19 protein-coding genes are annotated in these 21195 nt (G+C 54.2%); 9 read left to right on the plus strand and 10 right to left on the minus strand.

Features of this window, described 5'->3' with window-relative positions; translation table 11 throughout:
• The first annotated feature begins 124 nt into the window (after positions 1-124).
• The 6 genes from metG (at position 125) to sanA (ending at position 7098) form a co-directional block, all read left to right on the plus strand.
• Positions 125-2158: a methionine--tRNA ligase gene (gene metG, locus CUN67_RS13400; RefSeq protein WP_208715821.1), complete on the plus strand. Its 2034-nt coding sequence runs from the start codon at positions 125-127 to the stop codon at positions 2156-2158.
• 134 nt (positions 2159-2292) lie between these two features.
• Positions 2293-2685, plus strand: a complete 393-nt coding sequence (locus CUN67_RS13405) for a CidA/LrgA family protein (protein WP_208715822.1) — start codon at positions 2293-2295, stop codon at positions 2683-2685.
• Complete coding sequence (locus tag CUN67_RS13410; RefSeq protein WP_208715823.1) at positions 2678-3370, plus strand: CidB/LrgB family autolysis modulator; 693 nt, start codon at positions 2678-2680, stop codon at positions 3368-3370. Before CUN67_RS13405 ends, CUN67_RS13410 begins: the two co-directional genes overlap by 8 nt.
• A 118-nt stretch (positions 3371-3488) precedes the next feature.
• Entirely contained in the window at positions 3489-4388 is a 900-nt protein-coding gene (gene cdd, locus CUN67_RS13415) for a cytidine deaminase (RefSeq protein ID WP_208715824.1), read from the plus strand.
• A 157-nt stretch (positions 4389-4545) separates the two neighbouring features.
• Positions 4546-6243 carry an NAD-dependent malic enzyme gene (locus CUN67_RS13420; protein WP_208715825.1) on the plus strand — a complete coding sequence of 566 codons (1698 nt, stop codon included), beginning with the start codon at positions 4546-4548 and terminating at the stop codon, positions 6241-6243.
• A gap of 135 nt (positions 6244-6378) precedes the next feature.
• A complete protein-coding gene (gene sanA / locus CUN67_RS13425; protein ID WP_208715826.1) occupies positions 6379-7098 on the plus strand; it encodes an outer membrane permeability protein SanA in 720 nt (239 codons plus the stop codon).
• A gap of 72 nt (positions 7099-7170) precedes the next feature.
• On the opposite strand, the gene mglC is transcribed toward sanA, so the two are convergent.
• The 7 genes from mglC to CUN67_RS13460 all read right to left on the minus strand — a co-directional run bounded on the left by mglC (position 7171) and on the right by CUN67_RS13460 (position 15410).
• The gene (mglC, locus tag CUN67_RS13430; RefSeq protein WP_208715827.1) at positions 7171-8181 is read right to left on the minus strand and encodes a galactose/methyl galactoside ABC transporter permease MglC; all 1011 of its coding nucleotides are present in this window, start codon (positions 8179-8181) and stop codon (positions 7171-7173) included.
• Between the two features lie 18 nt (positions 8182-8199).
• Positions 8200-9720 (minus strand): galactose/methyl galactoside ABC transporter ATP-binding protein MglA, encoded by a 1521-nt coding sequence (gene mglA, locus CUN67_RS13435; RefSeq protein ID WP_208715828.1) that lies wholly within the window; start codon positions 9718-9720, stop codon positions 8200-8202.
• A 70-nt stretch (positions 9721-9790) separates the two neighbouring features.
• Positions 9791-10786 carry a galactose/glucose ABC transporter substrate-binding protein MglB gene (gene mglB, locus CUN67_RS13440; protein ID WP_208715829.1) on the minus strand — a complete coding sequence of 332 codons (996 nt, stop codon included), beginning with the start codon at positions 10784-10786 and terminating at the stop codon, positions 9791-9793.
• A gap of 307 nt (positions 10787-11093) precedes the next feature.
• On the minus strand, positions 11094-12134 hold the full coding sequence (galS, locus tag CUN67_RS13445) for an HTH-type transcriptional regulator GalS (RefSeq protein ID WP_208715830.1): 1041 nt from the start codon (positions 12132-12134) through the stop codon (positions 11094-11096).
• A 146-nt stretch (positions 12135-12280) separates the two neighbouring features.
• Entirely contained in the window at positions 12281-13435 is a 1155-nt protein-coding gene (yeiB, locus tag CUN67_RS13450) for a DUF418 domain-containing protein YeiB (protein WP_208715831.1), read from the minus strand.
• A 53-nt stretch (positions 13436-13488) separates the two neighbouring features.
• Positions 13489-14154 (minus strand): GTP cyclohydrolase I FolE, encoded by a 666-nt coding sequence (gene folE, locus CUN67_RS13455; protein ID WP_084876050.1) that lies wholly within the window; start codon positions 14152-14154, stop codon positions 13489-13491.
• A gap of 125 nt (positions 14155-14279) precedes the next feature.
• Positions 14280-15410: a YbfB/YjiJ family MFS transporter gene (locus tag CUN67_RS13460; protein ID WP_208715832.1), complete on the minus strand. Its 1131-nt coding sequence runs from the start codon at positions 15408-15410 to the stop codon at positions 14280-14282.
• 102 nt (positions 15411-15512) lie between these two features.
• Between CUN67_RS13460 and ptrR the strand changes: the two genes are divergently transcribed.
• From ptrR to fghA, 3 genes are all read left to right on the plus strand, one after another.
• Complete coding sequence (gene ptrR, locus CUN67_RS13465; RefSeq protein ID WP_208715833.1) at positions 15513-16424, plus strand: putrescine utilization regulator PtrR; 912 nt, start codon at positions 15513-15515, stop codon at positions 16422-16424.
• Positions 16425-16487: 63 nt separating this feature from the next.
• Positions 16488-17612, plus strand: coding sequence for an S-(hydroxymethyl)glutathione dehydrogenase/class III alcohol dehydrogenase (locus CUN67_RS13470; protein ID WP_208715834.1), 1125 nt, complete (start codon positions 16488-16490; stop codon positions 17610-17612).
• 12 nt (positions 17613-17624) lie between these two features.
• Positions 17625-18467, plus strand: a complete 843-nt coding sequence (fghA, locus tag CUN67_RS13475; RefSeq protein WP_208715835.1) for an S-formylglutathione hydrolase — start codon at positions 17625-17627, stop codon at positions 18465-18467.
• Positions 18468-18511: 44 nt separating this feature from the next.
• Here fghA and CUN67_RS13480 read toward each other — a convergent pair whose 3' ends face one another.
• The 3 genes from CUN67_RS13480 to CUN67_RS13490 form a co-directional block, all read right to left on the minus strand.
• Entirely contained in the window at positions 18512-19135 is a 624-nt protein-coding gene (locus CUN67_RS13480) for a hypothetical protein (RefSeq protein WP_208715836.1), read from the minus strand.
• A 118-nt stretch (positions 19136-19253) separates the two neighbouring features.
• Complete coding sequence (locus CUN67_RS13485; protein ID WP_084876056.1) at positions 19254-20042, minus strand: ABC transporter ATP-binding protein; 789 nt, start codon at positions 20040-20042, stop codon at positions 19254-19256.
• Positions 20042-21121: a FecCD family ABC transporter permease gene (locus tag CUN67_RS13490; protein WP_439332261.1), complete on the minus strand. Its 1080-nt coding sequence runs from the start codon at positions 21119-21121 to the stop codon at positions 20042-20044. The genes CUN67_RS13485 and CUN67_RS13490 overlap by 1 nt, the downstream gene beginning before the upstream one ends.
• Positions 21122-21195: the final 74 nt, after the last annotated feature.

Consider the following 21195-nt stretch of genomic DNA (forward strand, 5'->3'; position numbering starts at 1 on the left):
GTGTGTTTTCAATAATATCAGATAGGGCATAAAGTGACGTGGCTGTCAGGTTGTGTTTACGCCAGAGAGTGCTTCGGTTACCATCTTAAGCCCGATTTTTCATTTACAGAAAGCTACGCAAACTATGACTCAAGTCGCTAAAAAAATTCTGGTGACGTGCGCGCTGCCATACGCGAACGGTTCAATCCATCTCGGCCACATGCTCGAGCATATCCAGGCAGACATTTGGGTGCGTTACCAGCGAATGCGTGGCAATCAGGTTTACTTCATCTGCGCCGACGACGCGCACGGCACACCGATCATGCTGAAAGCACAGCAACTCGGTGTGGCACCTGAGCAGATGATTGCTGAGATGAAGCAGGAGCACGAGACTGATTTCGCGGGCTTCGACATCAGCTATGACAACTACCACTCGACCCACGGCGACGAGAACCGCCAGCTGTCGGAGCTGATCTATGGCCGCCTGAAAGAGAACGGCTTCATTAAAAATCGCACCATTTCTCAGCTGTACGATCCGGAAAAAGGCATGTTCCTGCCCGATCGTTTCGTTAAAGGCACCTGCCCGAAATGTAAATCGCCGGATCAATATGGCGACAACTGTGAAGTCTGTGGTGCCACTTACAGCCCGACCGAGTTGATCGAACCGAAATCCGTGGTTTCTGGCGCGACGCCGGTAATGCGTGATTCCGAGCACTTCTTCTTCGATCTGCCTTCCTTCAGTGAAATGCTGCAGGCGTGGACGCGTTCTGGTGCGTTGCAGGAGCAAGTAGCGAACAAGATGCAGGAGTGGTTCGAATCCGGCCTGCAGCAGTGGGATATCTCGCGCGATGCCCCTTACTTCGGCTTCGAAATTCCAGGTGCGCCGGGCAAATACTTCTACGTGTGGCTGGATGCGCCCATCGGCTACATGGGTTCGTTTAAAAACCTGTGTGACAAGCGCGGCAATATCGATTTCGACGAGTTCTGGAAGAAAGATTCCACCACCGAGCTGTACCACTTTATCGGTAAAGACATCGTCTATTTCCACAGCCTGTTCTGGCCGGCGATGCTGGAAGGTAGCCAGTTCCGTAAGCCGACCAACCTGTTTGTTCACGGCTATGTCACGGTCAATGGCGCGAAGATGTCGAAATCACGCGGCACCTTTATCAAAGCCAGCACCTGGTTGCAGCATCTGGATGCCGACAGCCTGCGTTATTACTACGCGGCGAAACTCTCTTCACGTATCGATGATATCGACCTGAACCTGGAAGATTTCGTACAGCGCGTGAATGCGGACATCGTCAACAAAGTGGTCAACCTGGCGTCACGTAACGCTGGCTTCCTGACCAAACGCTTTGACGGCAAATTGTCGTCCGAACTGGCCGATCCGGTGCTGTATCAGACCTTTGTCGATGCCTCAGAGAAAATCGGTGAAGCCTGGGCCAGCCGCGAATACAATCGTGCCATCCGTGAAATCATGGCGCTGGCGGATCTCGCCAACCGTTATGTGGATGAGCAGGCACCGTGGGTGGTGGCGAAACAGGAAGGCCGTGATGCCGATCTGCAAGCCATCTGCTCAATGGGTATCAACCTGTTCCGCGTGCTGATGACCTGGCTGAAACCGGTGTTACCGTCCCTGAGCGCCCGCGCTGAAGCCTTCCTGCAGAGCGAAATGAGCTGGGATGCCATTCAGCAGCCGCTGCTGGATCATCGCGTTGCGCCGTTCAAAGCGCTGTATGGCCGCATCGAAATGGCAAAAGTTGACGCGCTGGTTGAAGCGTCGAAAGAAGATGCCGCCGCCGCGAACAAGCCCGCAGTCACCGGCCCTCTGGCTGACGCACCGATTGGTGATGCGATCACCATCGATGATTTTGCCAAAGTCGATATGCGCGTGGCGCTGATCGAAAAAGCGGAGCTGGTGGAAGGTTCGGACAAGCTGCTCCGCCTGGAGCTGGATTTGGGTGGCGAGAAACGCCAGATCTTCTCCGGTATTCGTGCAGCCTACCCGGACCCATCAGTACTGGTCGGCAAGATGACTATCATTGTCGCGAACCTGGCACCGCGTAAGATGCGCTTCGGTGTGTCGGAAGGCATGGTGCTGTCAGCAGGACCTGGTGGCAAAGACCTGTTTGTGCTGTCCGTAGATAGCGGTGCGCAGCCTGGGATGCCGGTGAAATAAGGATCTAAGCCGCCACACCATGGCGGCTTTTTAATTTACCGGGTCGGCATAAATGCCGCCCGTACGAAATGTGATCGCTAGCACGCTAAGCGCTTAATGCGTATGATGAAGCCCTATGAAAACAGGAGCCTGTCATGCCTACCGTGCTGTCTGTCAGCTGGCGCTATTTGCGCGCCTTTGTCATCATTTACGCTGCTCTTTATGCCGGGATCGGCATTTCTGCTCTGCTTCCTATTACCATTCCCGGTAGCATCATTGGCATGCTGCTGCTGTTTCTGCTGCTGGCGCTGCAAATCCTGCCTGTTGACTGGGTCAAACCGGGCTGCCATTTGCTGATTCGCTATATGGCGCTGCTTTTCGTGCCGATAAGCGTCGGGGTGATGAGTTATACCGATATTCTTACCGCACAATTCGGTCCCATCGTGGTTTCCTGCCTGGTCAGTACCTTCCTGGTGCTGGTGGTGGTTGGCCTGAGCGCCGAACGTATGCAACGGCCTGGCGTACCAAAGGAGCCGGGAGATGAGTGATATCTGGTGGTCGTTGCCGCTCACCTTACTGGCCTATTTCCTCGCCCGGAAGCTGGCGGCCAAAATCAAAATTTCCATCATTAACCCGTTGCTGGTTGCGATGGCGATTGTGATCCCGATTTTGCTACTGACGCATATGCCTTATGCCCGCTATTTTGCTGGCAGCGCACTGCTCAATCAGTTACTGCAACCCGCTGTGGTGGCGCTGGCGCTGCCGTTGTATGAGCAGATGCATCAAATCCGTGCACGCTGGAAAACCATTATTAGCGTCTGTTTTATTGGCAGCCTCACGGCGATGATTTCCGGCACGGCCATCGCCTTATGGCTGGGTGCCACCCCGGAGATTGCCGCCACCATCATGCCGAAGTCAGTCACGACGCCGATTGCCATGGCGGTTTCCGCCTCCATGCACGGTATTCCGGCAATCAGCGCCATTTGCGTACTGATTGCAGGGGTGTTGGGCGCGGTATTCGGTCATATGCTGCTGAACCTGTTGCAGATAAAAAGCAAAGCATCACGCGGGCTGGCGATAGGTAATGCCTCACATGCGCTGGGTACCGCACGCGCGGCGGAGATTGATTATCAGGAAGGGGCGTTCAGTTCGCTGGCGTTGGTGATTTGCGGCATCATTACATCGCTACTGGCACCGTTTCTCTACCCGGTGCTGATGCACTGGCTGGGCTAAACTTGCGAGAGATCTCGCAAAGTTGAAACAAGCAAGGCAGCTTACATTGTCAGAGCGATACAGATCACATATAACCGTTCAGGCGGCGCACCGCCGCTGACGCGTTAACGAGGCCATCATGCATCCAAGATTCACTTCCGCTTTCTCTGCCCTGCCGGTCAATCTGCAACAGGCGTTGCAACCCATTCTGGATGCCGCTGATTTTCATGGTGTCTTGCAGGCCAGTGAAGTGACGCAGTTACAGCAGGCTACCGCCCTGGAAGCCGATGCCCTCGCCCTCACCTTGCTGCCACTGGCTGCGTCCTGTGCCATCGCGCCGGTTTCAAACTTTAACGTCGGTGCCATTGCACGCGGCATCAGCGGCAACTGGTATTTCGGTGCCAATATGGAGTTCCGGGGTGCACCGCTGCAACAAACGGTTCACGCGGAACAAAGCGCCATCACCCATGCCTGGCTGCGCGGTGAAACGCAGCTGGAAGCCATCACCGTCAATTACACGCCATGCGGCCACTGCCGCCAGTTTATGAATGAACTGAACAGCGGTACTGCCATGCGTATCAGCCTGCCGGGCCGCGCTGTCAGCACGCTGGGCGATTATTTGCCGGATGCCTTCGGCCCGGCGGATTTGAATATCGCTGAACGCCTGCTGACCCCGGTCAATCATGGCTTTAGCTTACAGGGAGATACCTTGCAACAGGCCGCCATTGATGCGGCGAATCAGAGCCATGCACCCTATAGCCAGAGCTACAGCGGAGTGGCACTGCGCAGCCGTAGCGGGCAGATTTTTACCGGTCGCTATGCGGAAAATGCGGCCTTCAACCCCAGCCTTCCCCCGTTACAGGCGGCATTGATTCTGCTGAATATGCACAACCAGGCGCTGGACAGCGTGCAGCAGGCCGTGCTGGCAGAATGTCAGAGCGCCACACTGAGCCAGCTGGACGCCACGCGTGCCACACTCTCCGCGTTGGGATGTGACGATTTGACCACTGTCACCTTGTCAGTCTGCGCAGTTAAGTGATCTTTTTACCGCTTTTGTGACCTTTTATTAACAAAAGCTGTACATCTGCAGGAAATTTCATAGGATCTGGCGGCAGAAATCACTTCACAATAAGAAAGGCTGGCGTTACCTTTCCCGGCGACACGCCAGAAAACACTGCAACCGGAGCAAAAACTGCATGGAACTCGAGTACGAAAGTAAACGTCCGCTGTATATTCCTTACGCCGGTCCGATCCTGCTGGAATTTCCGCTGTTGAATAAAGGCAGCGCCTTCTCCCTCGAAGAACGTAATGAGTTCAATCTCAATGGCCTGCTACCCGAAGCAGTTGAAACCATTGAAGAACAGGCTGAGCGTGCGTGGCGTCAATTCCAGGATTTTAAGAACAATAACGACAAGCACGTTTACCTGCGCAATATCCAGGACACCAACGAAACCCTGTTCTACCGCCTGCTGGACAATCATCTGGAAGAGATGATGCCAATCATCTATACCCCGACTGTCGGCGCAGCCTGTGAACACTTTTCTGAGATCTACCGTCGTGCGCGTGGCGTGTTTATTTCCTACAACAACCGCGATCGCATTGAAGACATGCTGCAAAACGCCACTAAGCAGAACGTGAAGGTAATTGTGGTGACTGACGGCGAGCGCATCCTCGGCCTTGGCGACCTGGGTATCGGCGGCATGGGGATTCCGATCGGTAAACTGTCGTTGTATACCGCCTGTGGTGGTATCAGCCCGGCTTACACCCTGCCAGTGGTGCTGGATGTGGGTACCAACAACCAGCAACTGCTGAATGACCCGCTGTACATGGGCTGGCGTCATCCACGTATCTCTGGCGAAGAGTACGAAGAATTCGTTAACGAATTTATCCAGGCGGTAAAACGCCGCTGGCCACAAGTGCTGCTGCAATTTGAAGACTTCGCGCAAAAAAATGCCATGCCGCTGCTGGAACGCTATCGCGATGAAATCTGCTGCTTTAACGATGACATCCAGGGCACCGCAGCCGTGACCGTCGGTACGTTGATTGCCGCCAGCCGTGCTGCTGGCAGCCGCCTGTGCGAACAAAAAGTGGTGTTCCTCGGGGCCGGTTCAGCCGGTTGTGGGATCGCCGAGCAGATTATCGCGCAGATGAAGTCTGAAGGCCTGAGCGATGATGAAGCGCGTTCTCGCGTGTTGATGGTGGATCGTTTCGGTCTGCTGACCGATAAGCTGCCGAACCTGCTCGATTTCCAGAGCCGTCTGGTGCAGAAGAGTGGCAACCTGAAAGAGTGGGATATCTCCAGCGATTCGATTTCCCTGCTGGATGTGGTGCGTAACGCCAAACCGGACATCCTGATTGGCGTATCAGGCCAGCCGGGGCTGTTCACGGAAGAGATCATCCGTGAGATGAACAAGCACTGCAAACGCCCGATTGTCATGCCGCTGTCAAACCCGACCTCACGCGTGGAAGCCACCCCGGCAGATATTATTGCCTGGACCGATGGTGCTGCGCTGGTGGCAACCGGTAGCCCGTTTGCACCGGTTAGCTGGAAAGGCAAAACGTATCCGATTGCCCAGTGCAACAACTCCTACATCTTCCCGGGTATCGGTTTGGGTGTGATCGCCTCGGGTGCTTCGCGCGTTACCGATACCATGCTGATGACCGCCAGCCGTGCTTTGGCAGATTGTTCACCGCTGGTGAATGACGGTGAAGGCCCGGTGCTGCCGGAAATCAAGGACATCCAGGGCGTCTCCAAAGTGATCGCTATGGAAGTGGGTAAAGCGGCACAGCTGGCTGGCGTGGCGGTGGTCACGTCGGAAGACGTGCTGTCCAGGGCCATCAATAACAACTTCTGGCTACCGCAGTATCGTCATTACCGTCGTACCTCGATTTGATTGAGGCTGATTGCCGGGCAAACACGCCCGGCAATGCGCAAAAAAGCGCCAGCCGACTGGCGTTAACTTGCTTCCCGCAGATGCCTCAAGTAGCCTTGAACCATTCCTGTTTCCGCCAACCGAGTGCCTGCGCGCATGATTAAACGCGTTTTCTTTGGTCTGCTTTTCATCATCTTACTGATGGTGGCGACCGCACTTGGCCTCGATCGCTGGATCAGCTGGAAAACAGCACCCTTCATTTATGAAAATGTCGCCTCATTACCGCATCGCCAGGTGGGTGTGGTGTTAGGAACGGCCAAATATTATCGAACCGGCGTTATCAACCAATATTACCTGTATCGCATTCAGGGAGCCCTCAACGCCTACAACAGCGGCAAGGTGAATTACCTGCTGCTGAGCGGCGACAATGCGCAGCAAAATTATAACGAGCCGATGACGATGCGCCGTGATTTGATCAAAGCAGGCGTCGATCCGGCAGATATCGTGCTCGACTATGCCGGGTTCCGCACCTTGGATTCGATCGTGCGTACCCGCAAAGTGTTCGATACCAATGATTTCATCATCATTACCCAGCGTTTCCACTGTGAACGTGCGCTGTTTATTGCCTTACATCTGGGGATTCAGGCGCAGTGCTATGCCGTGCCATCACCGAAAAATATGCTGACAGTGCGTTTCCGCGAAGTGGGCGCGCGCTTAGGTGCGCTGGCAGATTTATACCTGATGAAACGCGAACCCCGTTTCCTCGGTCCGCTGGTGCCGATTCCGGCGGTACATGAAGTGCCTGAGGATGCGCAGAGTTACCCGGCAGTGACACCAGAACAGTTGCTGGAGCTGGAACAGAAGCTGAAGAAATAGACTGTAGCGGCGCAATTTATTGCGCGTCTTTTAAAACCCGCGCGATAAATCGCACCGCTACACGGAACGTTATTATTTCTTACGGGCGTATTTCAGTGAGTCGAGCGCCACTGCGAAGATGATGATGCCGCCCTTGATGATGTACTGCCAGTAAGGGTTAACGCCGATATAGGTCAGACCGTAGTTGATGACGGTAAAGATGATCACACCGGTCACCACGCCTGCTACCGTACCCACCCCTCCGGCGAAGGAGACGCCGCCGACCACGCAAGCCGCAATCGCATCCAGTTCATACATAAAGCCGAGGTTGTTGGTCGCACTGCCGATACGACCGGCTTCCAGCATCCCACCGAAGGCATAGAACACCCCGGACAGCGCATACACCAGAATCAGGTTCAGCGGTACGTTCACACCGGAGACTTTCGCTGCTTCCGGGTTACCACCGATAGCAAAGATGTTTTTACCGAAGCGCGTCTTGTTCCACAGAATCCAGACGAAGATGATGGCGATAATCGCGTAGAAAGTGATGTATGACAGTTTGAAATCACCAAAGCGGAAGAAGCCCTGGGCAAATTTCGAGAAGCCAGCATCAAAACCCGCAATCGGCGAAGCACCCACGAAGTCGTAGTACAGCGAGTTGATGCCGTAAACGATGATCATGGTACCCAGTGTGGTGATAAACGGGGTCACTTTCAGATAGGCGATAATCACGCCGTTCACCAGACCAATGATGCCACCGATGATACACACCGTCAGGATTACCAGCGGAATCGGCACCGTATCCAGATGCGGGAAGACTTTGTTAGCGTTATCCATGGCCTGCAACAAGGTTGCCGCGACCACCGCCGCCAGACCCACCTGACGCCCCGCCGACAGGTCAGTACCCTGGGTGACAATCAACCCGGCCACGCCCAGTGCAATAATAATACGCACTGACGATTGGGTCAGAATATTACTCAGGTTCATTAAACTTAAAAATGTCGGATCCTGGAAAATAATAATAGCCAGCAGTACAAACAGGACAACATAAATGCCGCCCTCTTTTAACCAGGTTAGCGCATTCTTTTTAGTAGTCGCTTTCATGTTAAAGCCCTTGCTTCATTAAAGGTGTAATGACGCTAAACGCAGGATTTCATTCTGCGTGGTCGTTTTAGTATCAACAATGCCCGCTACCTGTCCATTACTCATCACCAGAATGCGATCGGTAATGCCCAACAGTTCTGGCATTTCAGAAGAGATAATAATGATGCCTTTTTCTTTCTTCGCCAGCTCGGCAATCAGCTGGTAAATCTCGAATTTTGCACCGACGTCAATACCGCGCGTCGGTTCATCCAGCATCAGAATTTCCGGCTGAGTTAATAACCAGCGGCCAATAATCACCTTTTGCTGGTTACCCCCAGAGAGCGATCCAATTTGCGTATGATGACCCGGGGTTTTCACCCGCATCGCATCAATAACCCATTGGGTATCGCTTTTCATCCGTTTATTGTCCAGCAGCCCCATGTTGTTTTTATACTTTCTGATATTGGAAATAAGTGAGTTAAAACCAATATCGAGGTAAGCATAAATACCGGTGGAACGGCGCTCTTCCGTGACCAGGGCAAAACCATGGTTAATGGCTTCGTTAGCGCTGTGGTTATTAATCGCTTTACCATGCAGCTTAATGGTGCCGCCTGATTTCTCGCGAATACCAAACAGGGTCTCGACGATATCAGTACGCTTAGCACCCACCAGCCCGGCAATGCCAAGAATTTCACCTTTATGCAGATCAAACGAGATATCGCGAATCGACGGCTGGCGCAGCGACGTCAAATGACGCACTTCCAGAATCACTTCACCGGGTACGTTAATTTTGTCCGGGAAGCGCTGGTTCAGTGAACGGCCAACCATCATGGCGATGATCTTATCCATATCCAGCCCTTCCAGTGGCTGGGTGGCAATCCATTGTCCGTCGCGCAGGATAGTTATTTCATCACACAGCTGAAAAATTTCTTCCATCTTATGCGAGATATACACAATACCGCAGCCACGATCTTTCAGCTTACGAATGATAGTGAAAAGATGATTAACTTCTTTTTCCGTCAGCGATGATGTTGGCTCATCCATAATAACGATTTTGGCGTCATAGGAAAAAGCTTTGGCGATTTCAATCATCTGCATCTGTGAAACAGAAAGATTGGCAACTTTATCGCGTGGATCAATATCGATATCCAGTTCTTCAAAGATCGCCTTAGTATCACGATACATTTTGTCCTGATCCACAAATACGCCTTTGCGGGGATAGCGGCCAAGCCACATGTTATCCATCACGCTGCGTTGCAGAACCAGGTTTAATTCCTGATGCACCATCGACACGCCATTTTCCAGCGCTTCTTTGGAACTTTTGTAATCAATTTCTTCACCCTGAAACAGGATGCTCCCCGTATCCTTTTTATAAATCCCAAACAGACATTTTAATAATGTGGATTTGCCGGCACCGTTTTCACCCATTAATGCGTGAACCGAGTGAGGCCGCACTTTTAAATTCACATTATCTAAGGCTTTAACCCCTGGAAATGATTTCGAGACATTCGTCATCTCCAGCAGATATTCACGCTGTGTGGTCGGATTATCACTGGCCATAATTTACCTGGCTAAAAAAAGCGTTGGTCAGATGCAATCAGGCGCGGCGAAATGCCGCGCCCGGGACGGATTACTTCACAAACTGAGACAGATTATCTTTATCTACCGGTACATAAGGAACGCGGACGATCTTATCAACCATCTTGAAGCTGGTGCCTTCGGTCGCAGGCTTACCATCAGCCAGATTTTTCGCCATATCCAGCGTCGCTTTCGCCTGGTTTTCCGCATCGTTCAGCACGGTACCGGCCAGTGCGCCAGATTTGATCAGCGCCAGAGCTTCTGGCAGGGCATCAACACCGAACACCGGGATAGAGGTCATGTTGTGCGCTTTCAGCGCTTCAACTGCACCCATTGCCATGGCGTCGTTGTTGGCGATAACCACTTCGATTTTCTTCGCGTTCGGGCCTGACAGCCAGGCGTCCATTTTGTCTTTCGCCTGTGCGGTATCCCACATTGCGGTATCCATCGCTAACTGCTGCGTTTTGATGCCGTCTTTGTTCAGGGTATCGATAACGTATTTAGTACGTGCTTCGGCATCCGGATGGCCCGGCTCGCCTTTCAGCAGCACGAACTGGATTTCGCCATCTTTGTTCAGATCCCATGCCGGGGTCGCTTTCCAGTGTTTCTCAATCAGTTTGCCCTGGATTACGCCAGACTCTTTGGAGTCGGTACCCACGTAGTAGGCTTTGTCATAGCTGGCCAGCACTTTAGCGTTCGGTTCTTTGTTGAAGAACACCACCGGTACATCATTGGCTTTCGCTTTATCAATGACCACTGCAGCAGCAGCCGGATCTACCAGGTTGATCGCCAGCGCTTTCACGCCTTTAGCCATCAGCACGTCAATCTGATCGTTCTGTTTTGACTGGTCATTCTGCGAGTCATTCATCAGCAGCTGTACGCCACCAATTTTCTTCGCTTCACTCTCAATGTCCTTACGCACCATGGACATAAAGTTGTCGTCATATTTGTAAATGGTGACGCCAATGCGGGCATCTGCGGCGTGTGCAGTCGCACCAAACATCATGCTGGCAACCAGTGCTGTGAGCGTGAAAACCTTCTTATTCATGGTATCTCCGGTTTTTTTATGCAGGGTATTTCATCGCGCCATGCTGCTCTTTGGCAGACAGCGCAGTCGGTTGAAACTCTCTGGTGGGGCGGATGCAGCAAGCTCAAAGCCAAACCACCACCGTTTTCCTGACTTCCCTGTGCGTAACCGCTTCCTGAAGAATGTTGTGAACCATTTCAATCGGCTGCTGAAACCATGTCGGGGAAGGAAAACCCGGCGTTACATAATGTTTCAGTCCGGTAAGACGCTGCCATCATAGTGATCGGCATGTTAATTAACTGTGAATACAATCACAGATTGAAAACGGTTACACAGCCCCATCGCCTGAATTAGTGACAGACTCCACATTTTGCCGCTGGGCTACCGAATGGCGGCGCACCAGCGTCGGCATAAAGCAATGCGTTGCATTCTGGTCCAGTTCTCCGGCTGCGCCTTTCAGCGCCAGCTCGGTGGCCAGTTTCGCCATAGAAACAATGGGATAGCGCACAGTCGTTAACTGCGGATCGGTATAACGTGAGATGGGAATATCATCAAAACCGATGACGGAGAAGTGTTGAGGTACCTGAATACCATTATCTTTCAGTGCCGTGAGCGCGCCTGCGGCCATGCCGTCGTTGTAGGAAAATACCGCGGTTAAATGTTGGTTACGTCCCAGTAACTCCACCATCGCCGCTTCGCCGCCCTGCATATCTGGCTCGGCCTGGGCGATCCAGCTCTCAGGCGGGCGAATGCCCTGCTCTGCCAGGGCCTGGAGCCAGCCTTCACGTCGCTGGGCCACATCTTCAATCGGGTGGCTGGAGCTGAGAAAACCAATGCGTTGATGCCCCTGTTGTAACAGCATGCGCGTAGCAACCAGCGCACCGGTCACGTTATCGAGACAGACGCAACGATGTTCAAAACCCGGAATAGTACGGTTTATCAGTACCATACCAGGAACCTGTTCGAGGAAATGCGCCAGTTCGGCGTCTGAAAGCGTTTTCGCGTGCACCACCAGCGCGTTGCAACGCTGGCGGATCAGCACCTCAATGGCATGGCGTTCTTTCTCTTCCAGATGCCACGAATTGCTGATTAACACATGCTTTTGCATGCGCTGGGCCACGGTATCCACCGATTTCACCAGCGCACCAAAAAAGGGGTCGGAGACGTCCATGACCACCACGCCAATGGTATCGCTGACCTGAGTAGCCAGTGCCTGGGCATTGGCATTTGGCCGATAGCCGAGGGTATCTACCGCCTGGAGCACGGCGTCGCGGGTATCCGCGGTAACGGCACTGCTGTTATTGAGCACACGCGAGACGGTGGCTACCGACACGCCGGCCTGACGGGCGACATCACGAATCGTTATCATGCAGCTGTTCCACAGAGGAGAAAATGCGCCTGGTGCGCGTAACGGCGCTATTCTGTCAGGGCCTCTGGGGATGCAGCGTGAATTACGTCACACGAATGAAAACGGTTACATACAATTCTGCAACCTTTGTGATGGCCGTCATTATCTTACGCGATCGTGTTAGGCGTTTTACCCGCAGCAAGTGCCGTGAGTTTGCGCCATAACCACTCCATCGGCCCCTGGCGGAACCGACGCAGCCACAGCACGGAAAACAGGATATTAACCAGCCAGACAGGCGGTACAAAAGCCAGCAATTGCAGGCGGTCATACTGCATAAACAAGCCGAAACGATAAAACAGCGTGGTGCAGATCAGGGTCTGCAGCAGGTAGTTACTCAGCGCCATTCGCCCGACGCATTGAATGGCGAAACTGATCCGCGTTGCAGCAATCTGTGGCCAGAACCCAAGACACAGCGCAGCATAACCGAGGCTGATAAACGGGCTGGCGATATCACGCGGCACCTGCAAATAAAAACCACTCCAGATGAATTCCCAGCCAAGATGCCATTGCCCGATGATGCCCGGAATGGCGATCAGCCAGCCCACGCTCAGCAATATCACGGCTGCCCGGCGGTAATGCTGCACGCTGAACTGCCCACTTAGCCAGCCGGTGCGCATCAGGGCAGCACCAATCAGCATCAGGCCTGCCAGCTGCCAGCCGTATTGCGAGGCCAGCGCCATCAAACTGGAGGAGAGATGATCGAGACGGTTTTGCACCGCTTCCCAGCCTCCCAACAGCTTCCAGTAACGTTCATACTGGAGATCGGCCGCACCCGGCAACCAGGAACGGCTCGGTTGCGGGGTGGAAATGGCGCCAAACACCAGCAGCACGCCGCACCCCACCAGATACAGCAGCACGCCGGTTTGTAACAATGCGCGATTCGAAGGAACTTCACGTAACATACGCCAGATAACCAGCCCAATCAGGCCGTAATCCAGCAGGATATCCCCTTCCCAGAAAAACAGCGCATGGATCAAACCCAGCAGCACCAGCCACGATAAGCGCGCCGAAATCCAGCGGCTGCCACGGGGAATCTGCATATGCAGCCCGGCTCCAAACAGCAACGCGAAGAGCGTCAGGAATTTGAGTTGTGCCAGTCCGTCCATCACCGCCCAGGTCCAGGCATCAGACAGCGAGATATCACCCTGCCAGGCCGGATTCAGGTATGCCGCGGCCGGTAAGCCGAAGCCAACGATGTTTAACAGCAGAATGCCGAGAATGGCGCAACCACGAATGAAATCCAGCGCGAGATAGCGTTGCATCGGGTGTCCTGAGGGAAAAAAGAAAACGGGCGGCAAACGCCGCCCAAACCGTCTTAGTTATGACGTACCGCGCGCAGAAACTCCTGACGAGTATTCTGACTGGATTTAAACAAGCCACCTAACGAGGTGGTGGTGGTGGCGCTGGTAGCATCTTTCACACCGCGCGCTTTGACACAGTAATGCACCGCATCAATCGACACCGCCACATTGTTGGTACCCAGCAGGGTCTGTAACGCGATCAGCACCTGCTGAGTCAAACGCTCCTGCACCTGTGGACGCTGCGCAAAGAACTGCACGATGCGGTTGATTTTCGACAGGCCAATCACTTTATCTTTCGGGATGTAAGCGACAGTCGCTTTACCATCAATGATCACGAAGTGATGTTCGCAGGTACTGGTCAACGTGATATCACGCACCGTTACCATCTCATCAACCTTCATCTTGTTTTCGATAACGGTGATTTTGGGGAAGTTGGCGTAGTCGAGACCTGAAAAAATTTCATCAACATACATCTTAGCGATGCGATGAGGGGTCTCCATCAGGCTGTCATCTTCCAGGTCAAGATTCAGCAGTTGCATGATTTCGGTCATATGACCGGCGATCTGACGTTTGCGGGTTTCATCGTCCATTTCACGCACCGGGGCGCGTAACGGCGTTTCCAGGCCACGCGCCAGCAGCGCTTCATGAACCAGGGCGGCTTCCTGACTTAAGGTGCTCATCGTAATCTTCTCCGGCAGGTGATGCGCCCGCAGGGTCTGTGCCTGCGGGGGAATTTCTGAGCGCGTATTGTGAAACACTCCGCGCCCTTAATCCAGCAATCAATCTGATTGGAGATGAAAGCTTTTCATGGCGTGCTACGACGGAGCACCAGCGCTCCCGCCAGCAGCAAACCTGCTCCGGCTACCCATAATGCCGGTTCCAGCTGGTGCCACAGCAGAGAAGAGAGCCACGACAGCAGTGGTCCGCCGAGTTGCCCGACGGCATAACCCGTGGTCAGTAGCCCCGCCAGATAACGAGTATGCTGCGGAGCCAGCTCACGACCATATTGCAACGTCAGTTGTACCACGCACAGGAAACCACCCCCGATCAGCACGGCACCGATCATCAGGCCATTCAACCCTGGCAGCACGCTTGCGGCGATCACCCCCAGTGCCTGCGCCCACAACACCAGCGCCAGGCGGAGATGGCTGCTGCCCCAGTGGCGGGTAATGATCCCCAGCAGGATGCCGATGACCGCCGCCCCGCCAAATACCGGCCAGACAAACTGCGCGAAGGCGCTATGCGGGAAACGCGCGGCCGCCATTTGCGACAGAAAGGTCGCGGGCAGAATGTAACCAAATCCGGCCAGGCTGTAACTCAGCACCAGCCGTTTCAGATTGCTATTCAGCACCAGCGGCTCAGGGGCCTGATCGGGCCGGTGCAGCTGGCCATGACGGGGCAGGAAACGGGCAATGGCCGCAATCAGCAGCAGCGCCAGCAAACCATACGCGCCCCACGCCAGCGCGGCGCTGGCCCCCGTGGCATGTAGCAACACTGCCAGCATCCCGCTGAGGAAAATTCCGGTGCCCGGCCCGGCAAATACCGCCGCTGACAATCCCGGACGTCCATGATGCAGCAGCTGTTCATTGCTCCACGCCGCCACCAGCACCATTGCCCAGCCGCTGGCAGCACCGATCAGAAAACGAATCAGACCATGCAGCCACGGACCGGATACGCAGGCGGAGAGCAACGTCAACACCACCGCGCCCCAAATCCCCAGCTGCAAACGCCATTCGACGCGTGTGCGTGCGCGCATGGCATCAAACGAGCCGCATAAATACCCCAGATAATTCAGGGCCGCCACCAGGCTGGCACTGGTCAGCGTCAGCTGATGGTCCTGAATCATTAATGGGACCTGTGGCGTAAAAGCAAACCGCCCAATCCCCATCGCAACCACTAAACTTAAGAACGCACTGAGTGCAACGCGAAACGCCATTACCAACCCCTGATGTTGTTTTATCACTTGCTTCAAGCATGCGTGATGTTTAAACTCACGAAAAGTGAATAATACTAACTAAGTTGTTTACGAGAAGAGAATATGGATCTGGTCCAACTACGCATGTTCTGTTCTGTGGCTGAAACCGGCTCGCTGGTTCGTGCGGCAGAACAGCTGCATCGGGTTCCCTCGAACCTCACCACCCGTCTGCGCCAGCTGGAAGAAGAGTTGGGCGTGGATCTGTTTATCCGCGAGAAGCAACGCATCCGCCTGTCGCCGATGGGCCATAACTTTCTCAACTATGCCCAGCGTATTCTGGCACTGAGCGATGAAGCGCTGAGTATGGCACGCGCCGGTGAACCCGGTGGCAATTTTGCTCTTGGTTCAATGGAAAGCACCGCAGCAACACGCCTGCCAGGCTTGCTGGCGGCGTATCACCAGCGTTTTCCCTCGGTGGCACTGTCGCTGATTACCGGCACCTCGGGCGAAATCATCGATAAAGTGCGCGAAGGCACGCTGGCGGCCGCGCTGGTCGATGGCCCGGTGACCCACGATGATCTCAACGGCTGTATCGCCTTTCGTGAGGAGATGGTGTTAATCACCAGCCTCGAACATAAGCCGATCACCAATGCGCGGGATACGCAGGGCGATACACTGTTCGCCTTTCGTAACAGCTGCTCGTATCGCGTCAAACTGGAATCCTGGTATCGCGACAGCCAGACCGCGCCGGATAACGTGATGGAAATCCAGTCTTATCACGCCATGATGGCCTGCGTTGCAGGTGGTGCGGGTGTGGCGATGATTCCGGCATCGGTGCTGAACCAGATGCCGGGCAAAGTCCGGGTACAGGAACATGCGCTGCCACCGGCGTACCGTGATACCGCCACCTGGCTCATGTGGCGTCGGGATGCGTTCACCCCCAATGTCGAAGCATTGAAGTATTTGATTATTGAATTATTTGATGACCGGCCGCTCAACGATGAGCTGATGCATCCGCTGCATGCGACCGAGTAATTTTAACCGTTATCACGACCAACGGGCCGCCTGCTGGCCCGCATCTACAGGAAGAGGAATTGCATGAACATGATTAAAACCCGTGCCGCCGTTGCCTGGGCAGCTGGCGAACCACTGAAAATCGAAGAAGTGGATCTGATGCCACCGCAGAAAGGCGAAGTGCTGGTGCGCATCGTGGCGACCGGTGTGTGCCATACCGATGCTTATACCCTGTCGGGGGCCGATCCGGAGGGCGTGTTCCCGGCGATTCTTGGTCATGAAGGTGGCGGCATCGTGGAAGCCGTGGGTGAAGGCGTCACCAGCGTAGCCGTCGGTGACCACGTGATCCCGTTGTATACCCCGGAATGTGGCAAATGTAAGTTCTGTCTGTCAGGCAAAACCAACCTGTGCCAGGCGATCCGCGCCACGCAAGGTAAAGGGTTGATGCCGGATGGCACCACGCGCTTCTTCAAAGACGGCCAGCCGATTTTCCACTATATGGGTACCTCCACTTTCTCTGAATACACTGTAGTCCCGGAGATTTCACTGGCGAAAATCAGCAAAGAAGCTCCGCTGGAAGAAGTCTGCCTGCTGGGTTGTGGCGTGACGACCGGCATGGGCGCGGTAATGAACACGGCCAAAGTGAAAGAAGGCGATACCGTGGCCATTTTCGGTCTCGGTGGTATCGGCCTGTCAGCGATTATCGGCGCGAAAATGGCGAAGGCCGGTCGCATTATTGGTATCGATATCAACACCAGCAAATTCGACCTGGCGCGCAAACTGGGCGCAACCGATCTGATTAATCCAAAAGATTATGAGAAGCCGATTCAGGACGTGATCGTTGAGCTGACTGATGGCGGCGTAGATTACTCGTTTGAGTGTATCGGTAACGTTAACGTGATGCGTTCCGCGCTGGAGTGCTGCCACAAGGGTTGGGGTGAATCGGTGATTATCGGCGTCGCTGGTGCCGGTCAGGAAATCTCCACCCGTCCGTTCCAGCTGGTTACCGGTCGCGTCTGGCGTGGTTCGGCATTCGGCGGCGTAAAAGGCCGTTCACAGCTGCCAGGCATTGTGCAGGATTACCTCGACGGTAAATTCGCGCTCAATGACTTCATTACCCATACCATGCCGCTGGAAGATATCAACGAAGCGTTTGAGTTGATGCACGAAGGGAAATCAATCCGTTCCGTGGTGCATTTCAACAAATAACCAGGAGGCGTTATGGCAACCACGCTGGAATTGCTTGAAGAACATCGCATGTTTGGCGGCTGGCAACAGCGCTGGCGGCATGCTTCATCGGTGCTTAATTGCCCGATGACGTTCAGCATTTTTCTGCCACCGCCCAGGGACGACACACCGCCGCCGGTAGTGTGGTTCTTCGCCGGGCTGACCTGCACCGATGAGAACTTCACCACCAAAGCGGGCGCTCAACGCGTTGCGGCGGAACTGGGTCTGGTGCTGATTATGCCGGATACCAGCCCGCGCGGTGACGATGTAGCCAATGACAGCGGTTACGACCTCGGTCAGGGTGCGGGATTCTATCTCAACGCCACACAACAACCGTGGGCGGCGAACTATCGCATGTTTGATTACGTCAGCCATGAGTTACCGGCGCTGGTCGCCGATAACTTTAAGCTGAGCGAGCGACATGCGGTAATGGGGCATTCGATGGGGGGTCATGGTGCCCTGCTGCTGGCGCTGCGTCTTGGCGGGCGTTTTGCTTCGGCTTCGGCCTTTGCGCCAATCGTCAACCCAACCGAAGTCCCCTGGGGACAGAAAGCGTTCAGCGCCTATCTCGGTGACGATCGCGCCAGCTGGCACCAATACGATAGCTGCCTGCTGATGCAAGAAGTAGAACATCGTCTGCCGATCCTGATTGACCAGGGCGACAGCGATCAGTTCCTTGCCGATCAGCTGCGTCCGGAACGTCTGGAGGCGGTGGCACGTGAGCAGGGTTTCCCGCTGGAATTACGTATTCAGCCGGGATACGACCATAGCTACTTCTTTATCGCCAGTTTTGTTGAAGACCATCTGCGTTTTCACGCGAAACATTTGCTGGTGTAGGGAAAAATAAAACTAAGCCGCGAACGTTCGCGGCTTTTTTTTGCTTATAAAAAGCGTGGTGTGAAGCTGTGGGGAGTCGCGAAATCATGTTTCAGGGTGAAACTTCCCTGTTCATTCTCAACATTAAAGACTTTATTGGTGGTGATGCTCATCGCCTTTAATGATTTAATCACCATGGTGTCGGCGGAAAAATGCGCGGTTTTATCTGCAAGTAACGTGTCATAATTCACTATCGGTCGATAAAAATAACAAAAATCCATCGATTCGTGTTCAGGTCTATTATTGGCCACCATCACACGACAACGCACTTCTCCCTCTGCTGCCATGCGCTCTGTGGCGCTAACATGGTAATTCGGCGCGACAATCAGCGTTTTCGTCTCGATCTTTTTTATTTTCTTACGGCCAAACAATATTTTTACTGCATCAAGAATATCCTGCCTGACCACGCGTACCGAGCTAATGGGGTTATCGCGGCTAATTAACATCGCTCCCGCAGGATCAAAGATAAGATTTTGACAAACAATGTCATTAGCTCTTACCTCTTCAAATAATGATACCGGGGAATTTTTAATTTGTTCGATCATTGGCGTACATTGAAAAATCACGTCAGGAGGGGTTGCTGGGCGATCGGTCCAAAAGGATAGCGCCGCACGGGGTATCTTCATCATTTTTTCTCCATAAAAATGCGTTCCGTGGTTTTATCCTGGATTAGCCCGACGATCAGTGATGGGGTCGACAAAATATCATTAAGAAAGCGGCGCGATATATCGCGCCGTGATGAAAGGGCTAAATAATCGACTCCGCTACCAGGCCATCAATCATGACCTGCGGCATCCCCTGTGAGCAACATTCGATACGGCCACGCACACCGTAAACCTGCGCCAGCGTATCCGGGGTAATGACCTGCGCCGGTGCGCCATCGGCCAGCAAAGTGCCGTTCTTCAGCATCAGGGCGTGGTCAGCATGGCGCAGGGCGATGTTAATATCATGCACCACAACCACCGTAACGATATTACGCAGCCGCGTTTCACGGCGTACCAGGTCCATCACGTGGAACTGGTAATTGAGATCCAGCGCGCTGAGCGGCTCATCCAGCAGCAACAGCTCGGGACGACGAATCAGCGACTGGGCCAGACCCACCAGCTGCTTCTGTCCGCCGGAAAGCTGATCCAGATAGCGCATTGCCAGGTGAGCGATGCCGAGCTGCTCCAGCAGATGCATAATCTCGGTCTCGCTGGCAGCACTATGCAAACCGCCTGAGGCGCGCTGTGCCACGATGATTGATTCCAGCACGTGCAGATGCACCCCGGCAGGCAGCGTTTGCGGCAGGTACACCACGCGCTGCGCACGACGGGCAAACGGCTGAGTCATTAATTCTTCACCGTTCAGCCAAAGCTCGCCCTGCCCTTTGCTCAAACCCGCCAGTGCGCGCAGCAGCGTCGATTTGCCACAACCGTTCGGCCCCAGCAGTACGGTGATCTTGCCACGCGGCAGCTGTGGAACGTTGAGGTCCTCGATGACTTTACGCTTCGGATAGCCCGCGTAAAAATGGCTGAGGCTTAATCCCTGTTCCATTACACATTCCCCCGATGACGCAGAATAATGCTCAGGAAGAACGGCACGCCAACCAGCGAGGTGACGATACCAACCGGAATGATGACGCCAGGGATCAGGTTTTTCGATGCCACTGACGCCAGCGACAGTACCAGCGCACCGGTCAGCGCACTGGCAGGCAGATAATAGCGGTGGTCTTCACCAAACATCATACGGGAAATATGGGGGGCCACCAGGCCAATAAAACCAATCGGCCCGACGAAGGCCACCGCCAGCGCTGAGAGAATACTGATGCGCAATAATGTGGCGAGACGCAGGCGACGCACATCGATACCAAAGCTGATCGCGCGATCTTCGCCAAGGCGCAGCGCCGTCAGTTTCCAGCTGCTGAGCATGGAGAACGGAATCAGGATGACAAAGGCTGCCGTCAGCACGCCAAGTTTCTCCCACGAGGCGCGCGCCAGGCTGCCCATAGTCCAGAACACCAGCCCCTGCAGGGTATCTTCACTGGCGATAAACTGCATCATGGAGACCAGCGCATTAAAGGTAAACACCAACGCGATACCGAACAGCACCACGCCCGAGGTGGAAACCCGTGTCCAGCGCGTCACGCCATCCAGCATCAGCGCGGCAAACAGCGCAAAAATAAAAGCATTGGCCGAGATAAACCACTGATCCGGCACACCGGGGATACCAATTCCGAGAATAATCGCCAGTGCCGCACCAAAGGCCGCAGCGGAAGAGACACCGAGGGTAAAGGGACTCGCCAGTGGGTTATTCAGGATGGTTTGCATCTCTGCCCCGGCGAGGCCAAGGGAGAAGCCCACCACAATCGCCATCAGCGCATAAGGCAGGCGGATGTCCCAGACAATGACCCGCGTACCCGCATCAACGCTGTCGGGCTGTGTCAGGGTCTGCCACAGGGTGTGCAGGGAAAGCCCGGCCGGACCGAGCGTGAAATCAAGAACTAACGATGCCAGTATGGCCAGCACCAGAACACCGATCAGCAACATCCGCTGACGCAGCACCTGATGATAGTGCGTCATGGTATCGACATCGTTGCCGTTTTCCGCCACCAGCGCGGCTTCCGAGGTACGCATTGTTTTACCTGTTTCTCGTCGCAATCATAACGGCTGCCACAATAGAGCAGGTGATAATAATTATCAATTTTATC

The sequence above is a fragment of the Pantoea cypripedii genome, from assembly GCF_011395035.1.
Taxonomy (GTDB): domain Bacteria; phylum Pseudomonadota; class Gammaproteobacteria; order Enterobacterales; family Enterobacteriaceae; genus Pantoea; species Pantoea cypripedii_A.